Source organism: Paenibacillus sp. XY044 (assembly GCF_002257645.1).
Taxonomy (GTDB): domain Bacteria; phylum Bacillota; class Bacilli; order Paenibacillales; family Paenibacillaceae; genus Paenibacillus_AQ.
Genome location: NZ_NQMO01000002.1, coordinates 251,342 through 264,875 on the forward strand (window position 1 = coordinate 251,342; position 13,534 = coordinate 264,875).

The window sequence follows — 13,534 nt, forward strand, 5'->3', positions numbered from 1 at the left end:
ACAGAGAACTGCTGGGGGGATCATACATATGCTGGAACGATACGGACATGGCGGGGATCTGGAGAGCGCGTCGGAGTTGTACGGCGGCGACCCGGCGTCTTTCCTGGATTTCAGCGCCAATATCAATCCGCTGGGTCCGCCGGAGGGCGTCATGGCGAAGCTGGGACAGGTGCTGCCTTCTATCCTTCGCTACCCGGATCCGGGACACCGCCGCCTGAAATCGCTGCTGTCCCGCAAATTGGGCGTGGCGCCGGACAACTTAAGCATCGGCAACGGCGCGGCGGAATCGATGGCACTGATACTGCTGGGGCTGGCGCCGTCCAAGGTCGGGATCGTGCAGCCCTGCTTCTCGGAGTACCGCCAGCTGTCGGAGCAGTTCGGCGCCGAAGTGCATGCCGTCTTCGGCAGCCGGGAGCGCGACTGGAGAGCGGAGGTCCCGGACATTGCCGGATTGATGAAGAAGGTGGACCTGCTCTTCCTGGGGCAGCCGAACAATCCGAATGGCGTGCAGTATCCGCTGGAAGAGATTCGGGAGTTGGCGGCCGAGGCGGAGCGTACCCGGACCTATTTCGTCGTTGACGAGGCGTTCATCGACTTCATTCCCGCCGGGCGGCGGATGACGCTGCTGCCGGAGCTGGAGCGGTTTCCGCGGACGATTCTGGTCCGCTCGATGACGAAGTTTTATGCCATTCCGGGCCTGCGGCTGGGCTATGCGGCCGCGCATCCGGACGTGATCCGGGCGTTGACGGGCAAGCAGGTGACGTGGAGCGTCAACGGCTTGGCCCTGCTCGCCGGCGAATTTTGCCTGGAGGGCGGCGAGGCGCATGAGCGCGAGACGCTCGAGCTGATTACCGCAGAGCGCGCCCGGATGACGCCTGGCCTGCGGGATCTGGGCTGCCGCGTGAGCGGCGGCGAAGCCAATTTTCTGCTCGCGGAGCTGCCGGCACCATGGAGTGCCGGGGAGCTGCAACGCGAGCTCGGGCTTCGCGGCGTCCTGATCCGCAGCTGCGCCATGTACCCGGGCCTGGGGCCGGGGCATGTGCGGTTTGCGGTGAAGGGAGCGGACGCCAACAAGCGGTTGCTGTCTGTGCTGGGCGACGTGCTCCTAAGCCGGGCGAAATGATCCGCATGTAAATGCAGGTTCTGCGCTACTAAAAGTCGGGGGAGTATGAGACTTGCGTAGGAAGGCGTTGGCGTGAGGTGCCTGCTGCATTTTCGGATCTGCGGATACTGCTTAACAAATACAAGATCGATATGGGGGATAAGAACCGATGACGACACCATTTATGGACGGATTGCAGGATACTTACCGCTCCTCCGTGTGGCCGGGGCTCGTGCTGACGCGGAAAGAGCGGCACTTGCTGCTGGAGGCGCCGGAGATGCTGGACAGCCTCGGAAGCTCCATTCACGGGGGAGGCATGAGCAGGCTGCAGCGGGTGACGAATATTTATGTGGACCGGACGTATGACTGCAGCGATCCGGTGCGCGACGCGGAGGCGTGGCTCACGGCGTGGGGGTACCCGCTGGAGACGACGGCGGGGCTGCTGACGGCGGTCCAGCTCCGCCATGCGGCGGTGCATGAGGAGAAGAACGAGCAGGCCGCGGTGTTCTGCTGCACGACGGCGGGCGTATCCAATGCCGCCCGCGCGGGCTCGGAGCGGCGGACGTTCGCGGCCTATACGCCGGGAACGATCAACATCATGCTGGCCATCGACGGCCAGTTGACGAAGGCGGCCATGCTGAACGCCGTCATGACGGCGGTGGAAGCCAAGGCCGCGGCTCTGGCCGACCTGGACGTTCGCGACGCGGACAATGGGCTCACCGCAACAGGGACGACGACGGACGCCGTCGTACTCGGCGTGAGCCAAAGCACGGCTTACGCCGGGCTGCACCGCTATGCGGGCACTGCGACCGACCTCGGCGCGATGATCGGCCGCTCGGTGTACGGCACGGTGAAAGAAGGTCTGCTGGCGGCCTGGAGCGAGCGGAAATGACCGCGGTTTGGATCCTTGCCGCGGCTTTCATCATCGATTGGGTCATCGGGGATCCCCGGTGGATTCCCCATCCGGTCATCGGCATGGGAAAGGTGGTCAAAAAGGTGGAGAACGCCATTCGGGCAAGGGTAACCCGACCGGCAGGACTAAAGAGAGCGGGGATACTGCTCCCGATCATCGTGGCAGGCGGCTCCCTGCTGCTGACATGGCTTGTCCTCTGGGGGCTGCATAAGGTACATCCGTGGCTGGCTTGGGCGGTGGAGGCGGTGCTGATCGCGACGACGATCGCCGTCAAAGGGCTGAAAGATGCCGGCAAGGAAGTGCTCGGCCATCTGCGGCGCGGCGATTTGCCGGAGGCGAGGAAGTCGCTCGGCATGATCGTTGGCCGGGACACGGCTCACCTGGACGAGCCGGAGATTGTCCGGGGGACGGTTGAAACGGTGGCGGAAAATATCGTCGACGCCGTCGTCTCGCCGTTGTTCTACGCCATCATCGGGGGTGCACCGCTAGCGATGGCCTACCGGGCGGTGAACACGCTGGACTCCATGGTCGGCTACAAGAACGACAAATATCTGCATCTCGGCTGGGCGTCAGCCCGTTTGGACGATATCGCCAACATCATTCCCGCCCGGATTACCGCGGGCATCGTGGTGCTGTCCGCTTGGCTGCTGCGGGTGGACGCCGCCCGAGCCTGGCGCACCGTGCGCCGGGACGCGCGCCGGCATCCGAGCCCGAACAGCGGCTTTCCCGAATCTGCGGTGGCGGGCGCACTCGGCATCCGGCTCGGCGGCGAGAACGTGTACCACGGCGTCGCCTCGTTCCGCGCCTACATGGGCGAGGCGCTGCGCCCGATGGAGGCCCGTGACATCAGCATGACGATCCGGCTGCTCATCTCGGTATCGGTCATCTTCATTCTACTGGGCATCGCCGTGCTGTGGGCGGCAGGGGGCAGCTTATGGACGCTCCGGTGAAACAAGCCGATCTGCTGCTGGTCCGGCATGGCACGACGCCGTGGAACCGGGAGAAACGGTATCTCGGGCATATGGATATCCCGCTCGACCTGGGTGGCAGGGGCGAGCTTGCGCCGCTTGCCCGGAAGTTAGCCGGGAAGGCGTTCAACGGCGTGTACTGCAGCGACCTGGCCCGATGCCGGGAGACGCTGGCGATCGTTAGTCCGGCGTACGCAGACGCTGCGGTGTATGACCCGCGGCTGCGGGAAATGGACTTTGGCGCCTGGGAAGGGCATACCTATGAGCAGCTGCAGCATCAGCCGCTTTACCGGCAGTGGATCGATTCGCCGCAGCAAGTGACCCCGCCGGGCGGGGAGGCATGGGCAGATTTTGCCGGGAGGATCGACGGGTTTATCGGCAGCCTGCTGAAGGAAGTGGAAGGGACTTGCCGCAAAACCTTAGGGGCCGAAATCGGCAGCAGACAGTTACTTTCCGGATCGAAAGGGATTGAGATTGGCGGGGTGACACTTTCCGGATCGAAAGGAACCGATGACAGCGAGGTGATTCTTTCCCGGTCGGAAGGACCGGAAGGCACCGATCCCGAATTTCAGGTTCCGCCGGAGATGCTGATTGTCGCCCATGGCGGTGTTCTGCGGCAGCTCGCGGTTAGCCTTGTTCCCGGACTGTCCTTTTGGGACGTGCATGCTCAGCCTGGGAGTTTACTGCGGATCCGGCTGGGGTGCAGGGAAGAAACCGGCGGTTGGAGCGGTATCCTGCTGAATGATGCCTGAGCGATATAATCGGGCCAGCGGTCGTCAGCGACTGATCTCAGCCACACTCCGGACAACAGCAAGCGGCGAAACCGTTCAGTCTGCCAATCTACAGGGACGCGGTTCCCTATTCGTCCGTTCTCTCATTTGGCCACGCCATCGGGCACACGTTCGGACATGCGTTCGGCACGTGGCCGGACACAAAAATTCCATTGTAACCCACAAGCTTTTCCCCTATAATCAGGACAAAAGAAGCATGGCCAGGATAATTGAATAGGAGTGCTTGTGAGGTCCCGAAAGCCGTCTGCCGTGTCAGGCGAGCGTCGATTCGGGTGAAAAGGGAAGCCGGTGCAACTCCGGCACGGTCCCGCCACTGTAAACAGGTATGTCCCCGGGAAGCCACTGTTCCGCCGCTATAGCGGGATGGGAAGGCGGGGACGATCTTACCCAGCCTGTAAGTCAGGAGACCTGCCTCATAAGAAGAAATGACGGTCCTTCGAGGAAAGGATTACGTTTTCACGTGCCTTTGCACGCATGTTCGCGGCAGCTCAAGCAAGCATTCGTTTGATCCCGCAGCATGCTAAGGCACACCGGTCCATCGCGGCGCGCCGCGGGATGTCCGTGCAGACGTAATCCCTGATTCTTGATCGAACAAGAGTCAGGGTTTTTTAGTTGAAAAGAATGGAGCGGCAGGCGCCATATATCTGCTCAAGGGGAGCAGAGACGCCCGAGCCTCCTAAATTTCCGTCAGGTTTATTCCGTTTTCGTATACCGGTCAGGCCTCTTTTGTGAATATCATTCAACAGACAAAGAGGGAGAGAACGAAATCATGAACGTAACGTTGAAACGCTGGTCCACGGGCCTCGCGGCGCTGCTGCTTGCCTTATCGCTGAGCGCCTGCGGCGCCAAGAACGAAGACAGCTCCGCCTCGCAGCAGCCTGCTGCCCAAACGGAGCAAAGCACGGATAACAGCTCGTCGCAGACAAAGACAGACGAACTGAAGACAACCTATCCGCTGACCATTCAGGATGCGACCGGAGAGTCCTTTACCTTCAAGGAAGCGCCGAAGCATATCATCTCGGTATCTCCGGCCGAAACGGAAGCGCTCTTCGCGATCGGGCTGGACAGCGAGATCGTTGGGGTGTCCGATTATGACGATTATCCGGAAGCGGCCAAGTCCAAGGCGAAAATGGGCGGTATCACCAAGCCGAACGAGGAAGCGATCATTGCGGCCCAGCCGGACATCGTGTTCACGGGCATTTCGATGAGCAAGGAAGCGGTGACGAAGCTGCGCGACCTCGGCATTCAGATTTTCAAAACCGATCCGAAAACGGTCGATGACGTTATCAAAAATATCGAAACCTACGGCCTTATCACCGACCATCAAGCGGAAGCGAAAGCGGTGGTCGACAAGATGAAGCAGGAGGAAAACGAAGTTACCGAAGCGGTAAAATCGCTGACGCCGGAGCAGAAGAAAAAGGTATACATCGAATTTTCCCCGGGTTGGACGGTCGGCAAGGGCGAGTTTATGGATGAGCTGATCACCCTGGCCGGCGGCGTGAACGTTGCTGCGGACACAGAAGGCTGGAGCGAAATCAGCGAAGAGAAAATCATCAAGGACAATCCGGACGTGATTCTGTATGCAAACAGCGTCATCGACGAGAAGACGAAGAAAAGCCTTGGCGACATCATTAAAGGCCGCAGCGGCTGGGACCAGATTACAGCCGTGAGGAACGATGCGGTCATCGGTCTTGACGACAATCTGCTGAGCCGTCCGGGTCCGCGCGTCACGCAGGGCCTGAAGGAAGTGGCGAAAGCCATTTATCCGGACCTGTTTAAGTAATGAGCAAAAAGCTGGCAGGCTATGGGGGAATCGGCATCGTCCTGCTTGTCCTGACCCTGCTGATCTGTCTGGGGATCGGCTCGGTCGCGCTGCCGATCCGGGACATCGCCCTCATTCTGCTGCACCGGATTCCATGGATCGGCAGCCATATTGAACCGACGTGGAACGCGTCGTTTGAGCAGATTATCGTGAAGGTTCGGCTGCCGCGGATTCTGCTGGGGATGCTTGTCGGCGCGGCTTTGGCCGTAGCCGGCTCGGGGTTCCAGGGGGTGCTGCGCAACCCGCTCGCCGATCCGTTTACGCTCGGGGTTTCCTCAGGATCGGCGGTAGGCGCGTCGTTCCTGATCTTTTTCGGACTGCAGTATTCGTTTTTCGGGGGCTGGACGCTGCCTGCGGTCGCTTTTGTGACCGGGATGCTGACGCTGTGGATGGTCATTGCTTTGGCCAGAGAGAGCGGGAAAATTCCAACGAACAGCCTGATTCTATCCGGCGTGGTGATGCAGTCTTTTCTCGGGGCGGTCGTATCCTTCCTTTCGGCGATGTCGAACCGGACGATCAATGAAATTATATATTGGACAATGGGCAGCCTCAGCCTGCGTGGATGGTCGTATACGGCCATCCTTTTGCCGTATTTTCTGGTGGGGTTTGCGGTGGTCTGGAGCCGGGCCCGTGCGCTGAATCTGCTGTCCCTGGGCGAACGGCAGGCGTCCCATATGGGGATGAACGTGGACCGCGTGAAGCTATGGGTGCTGCTCGTCAGCACGCTGCTCACGGCCGCCGCGGTGTCGGTTGCGGGCATTATCGGATTCGTCGGACTCGTCATTCCGCATGTGATCCGGCTGATCACCGGTCCCGATTACCGGCTGATCGTTCCGCTGTCGGCCATCGGCGGAGCTGTCTTTATGGTCTGGGCTGACACGATCGCCCGCTCCTTGCTGGCACCGACCGAGATTCCGCTCGGCGTGGTGACGGCATTTGTAGGTGCTCCGTTCTTTGCCTATTTGCTGTACCGGAACAAAAAGCAGCGAAAGGGGAGATGGACATGATCGATATCAGGGAAGCAGGGAAACAGTATGGCGGCATCGCAGCTCTCCATGGTCTCAACTGGTCGGTCCAGGAAGGCGAATGGTGGGGGATTATCGGGCCGAACGGCAGCGGCAAGTCGACGCTGCTGCAGCTGCTCTCCGGCGTGGAGAAGGCGAGCAGCGGCAAGGTGCTGATTCACGGCAAACCAGCCTCTGCCTACAACCGGAAAATCCTCTCCCGCATGATGGCCGTTCTCCAGCAGGACGGCCTTCCTCCTGTTCATTATCCGGTCAGGGAAGTGCTGGAGATGGGACGTTATCCGTATCAGGACTGGCTCGGCCGGGATGGAGGCGGAGATCCGGACGCCCTGATCGAGAGCATCATGGATAAGCTGCAGCTGCACGCGCTTGCGGACCGTCCGCTGGATGAGCTGAGCGGCGGGCAGCGTCAGCGCGTCGCCCTTGGCAAAGTGATGGCGCAAGAGCCGCAGATTCTGCTGCTTGACGAGCCGACGACGTACCTGGACATCCGCTACCAGCACCAGTTCATGGAGCTGGTGGCGCAGTGGCGGAAGGAAGAGGGCATCACGGTCGTTGCCGTCCTGCATGATTTGAACCTGGCGGCACAGTTTTGTGATAAACTGCTGGTATTAAGGGACGGGCAAGCGGTCGGAATGGGGACGCCCGAAGACATTCTGACCGAGGAAACGATCCGTCTGGTGTACGGCATCGAGCCGGTCATCGTCCCCCATCCGGTCAGCGGCATTCCTCAGGTGCTGGTGACAAGGCAGCGGGCGGATTGAAGCAGCCCGGCGAACGAGTGCGGAAACCGGACGGGCCGTGAGTTGATCGGTTTTAAGGCAGTTTTACGAGAGAGGGAGTAGATTCAAGATGAACGAACTTTTGAAGCAGTACGTGGAGCGCATTCAGCCTTTGGATGAAGCCGCGTCGAAGGCAGCGGCAGCCCATATCGCCAACCTGACGGTACCTCCGGGCAGCCTTGGCAAGCTGGAGTCGCTGGCGATCCGTCTGGCCGGCATAACCGGCGAGGCGAAGCCGCTGTTCGAGCGCAAAGAGGTCATCATCATGGCCGCGGACCACGGCGTGTGCGAAGAAGGCGTCAGCGCCTTCCCACAGGAAGTGACGCCGCAGATGATCCTCAATTTTCTCGCCGGAGGCGCGGCGGTTAACGTGCTGTCCCGGCTGGCCGGCGCGGACATCGTCTGCGTCGATATCGGGGTGAAGAGCGACCTGGCCCATCCACAGCTGGTGTCCCGCAAGGTGAGGTACGGGACGGCCAATATGGCCAAGGGACCGGCGATGACCCGCGAGGAAGCAGAACAGTCGATCCTGACCGGCATCGCCGTCACCCAGGAAGCGGTGGCGCAAGGCGTCCGCATCTTCGTCTCCGGCGAAATGGGGATCGGCAACACGACGGCCAGCTCGGCCGTCATGTGTGCGCTGACCGGCACGCCGGTCAAGGAAGCGGCCGGACGCGGGACAGGCCTGACCGACGAGCGCCTGCTTCATAAGATCGGCGTCATCGAGAAGGCGCTCGCCGTCAACGCGCCGGACGTGGCCGACCCGATCGATGTGCTCGCCAAGGTCGGCGGGCTCGAAATCGGCGGCTTGGCCGGCGTCATCCTCGGCGCGGCCGCACACCGCTGCCCGGTGGTCATCGACGGGTTCATCTCCAGCGCCGCTGCCCTGCTGGCGCGGGCGATCTGTCCGCTGGCCGCGGAGTACATGATCGCGTCCCATGCTTCGCATGAGCAGGGGCATCGCCTGCTGCTGCAGGAGCTCGGGCTGGCGCCGATGCTCGATCTGGACATGCGCATCGGCGAAGGCACCGGCGGCGTGCTCGGCCTGACGCTGGTGGACGCGGCATGCCGCATCGTGGGCGAGATGGCCACCTTCGAAAGCGCCGGCATCTCCGGGGGCGAGGCGGTGACGTCCGAGTGAGCGTACTCGTAACGGGCGGTGCCCGCAGCGGCAAAAGCTCCTTTGCAGAGCGCTGGATGATGGCCCACGCCGGGCAGGCGGTGTACGTGGCGACGGCGCAGGCCTTCGACCGGGAGATGGAGGAGCGGATCGCCCTCCATCGGCAGCAGCGCACCGCAGCGGCGTATCCCTGGGAGACCCGGGAAGAGCCGCTGCGGCTGGCTGAGCTGCTGCAGGCGCTGCGCACGGGGCAGGCTGACCCCGCTAACGCTGCTCCTGCCGGGGTGGATCGCCCGCCGGCCGTGCTGGTGGACTGCCTGACGTTGTGGCTGTCCAATACGCTCCTGGCGCTGGAGGGCGAGGAGAATATGGAGCCGCGCCTTATGGAGGCCATCAACAAGCTCGTGGAGCAGATTCAGGCGTATCCCGCCCCGCTGGTGCTGGTCACCAATGAGGTCGGCGACGGCATTGTGCCGGAATACCGGCTGGGCCGGGTGTTCCGCGATTACGCGGGCATCTTGAACCGCAAGGTGGCGGCCGTCAGCGACCAGGTCTTTCTGGTGACGGTCGGCATTCCGATTGAGCTGAAGAGCAGGGAGTATCACTTATGAAAATGAACGTTCAAGCGGCTGCGGCCGCTTTTCAGTTTCTGACCCGTTTTCCGGTCAAAATGACCCTGGATTATACGCCGGAGCTATTTCGCCGGAGCACGCGTTTCTATCCGCTGGTCGGACTGGCGATCGGCTTGACCGTTTGGATCAGCGGAGCGGCTGCTTCGTATCTGCTCCCGCCGCTTCCTGCCGCCATCCTCATGCTGATCCTCTGGGTCGGACTGACCGGGGGCCTGCATCTCGACGGCTGGATGGACACGGCGGACGGCCTGCTCAGCTACCGTTCAAGGGAGCGGATGCTGGAGATTATGAAGGACAGCCGGGTCGGCGCCATGGGCGTCATGGCCTGCGTGCTGCTCCTGCTTCTGAAGGCATCGCTGATTTACTCACTGCTGATCGGCGGCCTTCCACCGCTGCTTTTGCTGCTGCCACCGGTGTGGAGCCGCTGGTTCATGGTCCATGCGATGGCCTCCTGGCCGATGGCGCGGGGCAAGGAGGGGCTGGCGGGCAGCTACTTCAACGGCATGACACGGAAGCAGAGCATCGAGTCCTTTCTGCTGGCGGCAGGGCTCACCCTGATCGCGGCGCTGCTGTCCCCGCTGCTTCCCTACGGCCCTGCCGGGCTTTGGAACATTAGAGGCATCACCTGGCTTCATGCCGGACTGGCCTGGCTGCTGCTCCCGATTGCAGCATGGGCTGCCGGATGGTGGGCCGGGCGGCGGATGAGCGCGAAGCTCGGCGGATTGACAGGCGACACCTACGGCGCGTTGAACGAGGGCATTGAAACCGTCCTGCTGCTCGTGCTGACTGTACTCATCTACCGTTTTTGACAAGGAGGCAGACGCGATGGAATTTACCGATACAACACGGAAGAGCGGCTCACCGGGAGCCGTGCTGATGCTGCAGGGAACGGCTTCGGACGTCGGCAAAAGCGTCGTGACTGCGGCACTCTGCCGCATCTTCGTGCAGGACGGATACCGCACGGCACCGTTCAAGTCGCAAAATATGGCGCTGAATTCCTACGTGACCGCGGACGGCAAAGAAATCGGACGGGCGCAGGGGATGCAGGCCGAGGCCTGCGGGATTGAGGCGACCACCGACATGAATCCGATCCTGATCAAGCCGACGGGCGATATGCATTCGCAGATCGTCGTTCACGGGCGCCCGCTGGCACATATGAGCGCGACCGATTACCGCAGCCGCTTTCTGCCGGAAGCCAAGGAAACGGTGCTGGAGGCGCTCGGAAGGCTGCGCGAGCAGTACGACATCGTCGTGATGGAAGGGGCAGGCAGCCCGGCCGAGATTAACCTGAAGGACCGGGACATCGTCAATATGAACCTGGCCGGCTGGGCGGATGCGCCCGTGCTGCTCGTTGCGGACATCGACCGAGGCGGCGTGTTCGCGTTCCTGGTGGGTACCCTGGAGCTGCTGGAGCCGCACGAACGGCAGCGGGTGAAAGGTTTTATCATCAACAAGTTCCGCGGTGATCTGTCTCTGCTGCAGCCGGGGCTGGACTGGCTGGAAGAGCGGACCGGCATTCCGGTCCTGGGTGTGCTTCCGTACATCCCCGACATCCGCATCGAAGCGGAGGACTCCGTCGTGCTGGATGAGCTGACCGCCAAAGGGCAGTCCGGACCGGAAGCGGACATCGACATTGCCGTCATCCGCTATCCGCGCATTTCCAACTTCACCGACTTTGATCCGCTGCAGGAGGAAAGAGACGTGCGGGTCCGTTTTATTACCAAGGCGGCCGATCTTGGACATCCGGATGTGATCATCCTGCCGGGGACGAAGGATACGATTGGGGACCTGCAGTATCTCCGCAGCCAGGGCTTCGACCTGGCGATCGCTGCAGCCGTCGAGTCGAGCGATGCGCAGCTGGCCGGCATCTGCGGCGGGTACCAGATGCTCGGTAAAATGCTGCATGATCCGGAAGCCGCCGATGGAGGCGTTGCCCGGGAGGAGGAAGGACTCGGTTATCTGCCTGTCGCGACGACGTTTGCGAAGGAGAAGCGCACGGTCCGGGTTACCGGCCGGGTTGCGGACCACTCCCCTCTGCTGCTGTCTGCAGAGAGCCGGTACCTGCTGGCCGCCGGCGAACCGATTTCCGTCGAAGGATACGAAATCCATATGGGGCAGAGCCGCAGCCTGAAAGGGGAGCAGATGGCCCCGGTGTTTAAGCTGGGACCGGACGGTGAGCAGCCTGCCGCCGAAGGCTGGGGGACGCTGGACGGGCGGATCTGGGGCACCTATCTGCACGGCGTGTTTCATAACGACCGGCTTCGGCGTTTATGGCTCGACCGGATCCGGGAGAGCAAGGGGCTCCGTCCGGTAAAGGAGACTTTCTCGGCGTCGGGGCTGAAGGAGCAGGAGTTTGACCGGGTGGCGTCGCTCGTCAGAGAACATCTTGATCTGGAGCGGGTGTATCAAATCATGGGAATATCCGCCGAGACGGTATAGTTTCGAGCGGGATGCGGGTAATAAATAGGAGTCATTCCAACGAATTGGCGGATGGCTCCTTTTTTCTTTTTTTACAGTAAATTCTAACATAAAATTAACCCTACCCAAATAGTATGAATTATGCTACACTAAAATCCAGTTTCACAGATTGTCACAAAAAGCAAGCGACCTGCCCCGCGGGCAAGCCGCAGGAACGGGCGTTAACATTATTGTTTTATAAGAGGGGAGAACGAAAGAGAGATGGATACACTTTGGACTGTGGTGAACGTCGTTGTGATGCTCATCCTGATCGGCCTGTTGATCTGGATGCAGAAGAAGCACGTCTCGTTCACGAAACGCGTATTTACCGGCCTGGCGCTCGGTATTATTTTCGGTTTTATCCTTCAATGGGCCTTCGGTACAAAATCGGAGGTCGTCAGCAAGTCTACCGACTGGTTCAGCCTCGTCGGCAACGGTTATGTCGGACTGCTGCAAATGGTCGTCATCCCGCTGATCATGGTTTCGATCATTTCGGCGATCATGAACCTGAAGGGCAAACAGAACCTTGGCAAAATGAGCGGCTCGATCATCGCCGTTCTTCTTATCACCGTAGCCATCGCGGCTTCGGTAAGTATCGTGACCAGCTTGTCCTTCAACCTGAAGGCGATTGAGATTCAAGCGGGAGACCGCGAAACCGCACAGGGGCAGAAGCTGGAAGAGAAGGTAGGAGACGTCCAGGACAAGACGATTCCGCAGCAAGTTCTGGAATTCATTCCGACCAATCCGTTCGCGGATATGACGGGAGCACGCCGCTCCTCGACGCTGGCCGTCGTTATTTTCTCGGCCTTTATCGGAGTTGCGGTTCTCGGTATTGACCGTAAGAAACCGGAGCAGGCGGCAACCTTCCGCAAAATGGTCGAAGCGGTCTATGCGGTGGTCCTGCGAATCGTTACGCTGGTGCTCAGACTGACGCCATACGGCATCTTGGCTTTGATCACGAAGACAACCGCCACCACGAATATCGATGAGATTCTGAAGCTGGCCAAGTTTGTCGGCGCTTCGTATGTGGCCCTGATCGTCATGTTCATCATTCATCTGATTCTGATTACGCTGTTCGGGTTCAACCCGATTCAATACGTTCGCAAAGTATTCCCGACGCTCGTCTTCGCGTTCACTTCCCGTTCCAGTGCGGCAACGATTCCGCTGAACGTGGAAACCCAAACGAAGAAGCTCGGGGTATCGGAAGGGATCGCCAACCTGTCGGCGACCTTCGGCGCCACGATCGGCCAGAATGGCTGCGCCGGTATTTATCCGGCGATGCTTGCGGTGATGATCGCGCCAACGGTCGGCATTGATCCAACGAGCTGGGATTTCATCATCCAACTGATCCTGATCGTGACCATCAGCTCCTTCGGGGTTGCCGGCGTCGGCGGCGGTGCCACCTTCGCTTCCCTGATCGTGCTGTCCACGATGAACCTGCCGGTGGCGCTCGCCGGTCTCCTGATCTCGGTTGAGCCGCTGATCGACATGGGACGCACGGCGCTGAACGTCAACGACTCGATCACGGCCGGTCTGATCTCGAGTAAAATTTTGAAAGAGAACGACCAGGATACGTTCCACAACAATCATGTCGAACTCGACTCGGCGCATGCGTAAGCTGCGACGTGTCCGAAGAAACCAAGGCCTTTACGGGCTTTGGTTTCTTTTTTTATTATAAAAAAAGCGTAAGCTTCAGAAACTCGGTTTCCTTATTTCGCAAGAAAAACATTAGATCATTCGACGGTATTTTCTGCGTCCAAAGGACCGGCCGGCGAGCCGGAACAAACGGTCCGTATGGTAGGGATAGGCTGCGTGGAGAGTTGCAGAGAAAAGGGTGCAGGCCGCAGCAAGGCTTAACACGCTGGGATGATTGAAAGACCCTCTTCATCGGGAAAAATAGATCCGTCACGGAACTGTCCCAA

Annotated in this window: 12 protein-coding genes and 1 riboswitch; all 12 genes read left to right on the top strand. The window is 60.6% G+C overall.

All coding sequences use genetic code 11. The features are described from left to right. Window positions 1-28 precede the first annotated feature (28 nt). The 12 genes from cobD (at window position 29) to CJP46_RS09390 (ending at window position 13,229) form a co-directional block, all read left to right on the top strand. On the top strand, window positions 29-1,123 hold the full coding sequence (gene cobD, locus CJP46_RS09335; protein WP_094595338.1) for a threonine-phosphate decarboxylase CobD: 1,095 nt from the start codon (window positions 29-31) through the stop codon (window positions 1,121-1,123). 148 nt (window positions 1,124-1,271) lie between these two features. Then, window positions 1,272-1,994 (top strand): adenosylcobinamide amidohydrolase, encoded by a 723-nt coding sequence (locus CJP46_RS09340; RefSeq protein WP_094595339.1) that lies wholly within the window; start codon window positions 1,272-1,274, stop codon window positions 1,992-1,994. After that, window positions 1,991-2,965, top strand: coding sequence for an adenosylcobinamide-phosphate synthase CbiB (gene cbiB, locus CJP46_RS09345; protein ID WP_094595340.1), 975 nt, complete (start codon window positions 1,991-1,993; stop codon window positions 2,963-2,965). The genes CJP46_RS09340 and cbiB overlap by 4 nt, the downstream gene beginning before the upstream one ends. Further along, entirely contained in the window at window positions 2,950-3,735 is a 786-nt protein-coding gene (locus CJP46_RS09350) for a histidine phosphatase family protein (RefSeq protein WP_094595341.1), read from the top strand. Before cbiB ends, CJP46_RS09350 begins: the two co-directional genes overlap by 16 nt. Window positions 3,736-3,985: 250 nt before the next feature. Then, a riboswitch (cobalamin riboswitch) is annotated at window positions 3,986-4,204 on the top strand. Between the two features lie 339 nt (window positions 4,205-4,543). Beyond that, a complete protein-coding gene (locus CJP46_RS09355; RefSeq protein ID WP_094595342.1) occupies window positions 4,544-5,557 on the top strand; it encodes an ABC transporter substrate-binding protein in 1,014 nt (337 codons plus the stop codon). Next, the gene (locus CJP46_RS09360; protein WP_094595343.1) at window positions 5,557-6,603 is read left to right on the top strand and encodes a FecCD family ABC transporter permease; all 1,047 of its coding nucleotides are present in this window, start codon (window positions 5,557-5,559) and stop codon (window positions 6,601-6,603) included. The genes CJP46_RS09355 and CJP46_RS09360 overlap by 1 nt, the downstream gene beginning before the upstream one ends. Continuing rightward, window positions 6,600-7,385, top strand: a complete 786-nt coding sequence (locus CJP46_RS09365) for an ABC transporter ATP-binding protein (RefSeq protein ID WP_094595344.1) — start codon at window positions 6,600-6,602, stop codon at window positions 7,383-7,385. Before CJP46_RS09360 ends, CJP46_RS09365 begins: the two co-directional genes overlap by 4 nt. A gap of 88 nt (window positions 7,386-7,473) precedes the next feature. Further along, a complete protein-coding gene (cobT, locus tag CJP46_RS09370; RefSeq protein ID WP_094595345.1) occupies window positions 7,474-8,544 on the top strand; it encodes a nicotinate-nucleotide--dimethylbenzimidazole phosphoribosyltransferase in 1,071 nt (356 codons plus the stop codon). Further along, window positions 8,541-9,134, top strand: coding sequence for a bifunctional adenosylcobinamide kinase/adenosylcobinamide-phosphate guanylyltransferase (gene cobU, locus CJP46_RS09375; protein WP_179281106.1), 594 nt, complete (start codon window positions 8,541-8,543; stop codon window positions 9,132-9,134). Before cobT ends, cobU begins: the two co-directional genes overlap by 4 nt. After that, window positions 9,131-9,964, top strand: a complete 834-nt coding sequence (gene cobS / locus CJP46_RS09380; RefSeq protein ID WP_094595347.1) for an adenosylcobinamide-GDP ribazoletransferase — start codon at window positions 9,131-9,133, stop codon at window positions 9,962-9,964. Before cobU ends, cobS begins: the two co-directional genes overlap by 4 nt. Window positions 9,965-9,980: 16 nt before the next feature. Beyond that, entirely contained in the window at window positions 9,981-11,594 is a 1,614-nt protein-coding gene (locus CJP46_RS09385; RefSeq protein WP_256992280.1) for a cobyric acid synthase, read from the top strand. A 240-nt stretch (window positions 11,595-11,834) separates the two neighbouring features. Further along, complete coding sequence (locus CJP46_RS09390) at window positions 11,835-13,229, top strand: L-cystine transporter (protein WP_094595348.1); 1,395 nt, start codon at window positions 11,835-11,837, stop codon at window positions 13,227-13,229. The last annotated feature ends 305 nt before the right edge of the window (window positions 13,230-13,534 follow it).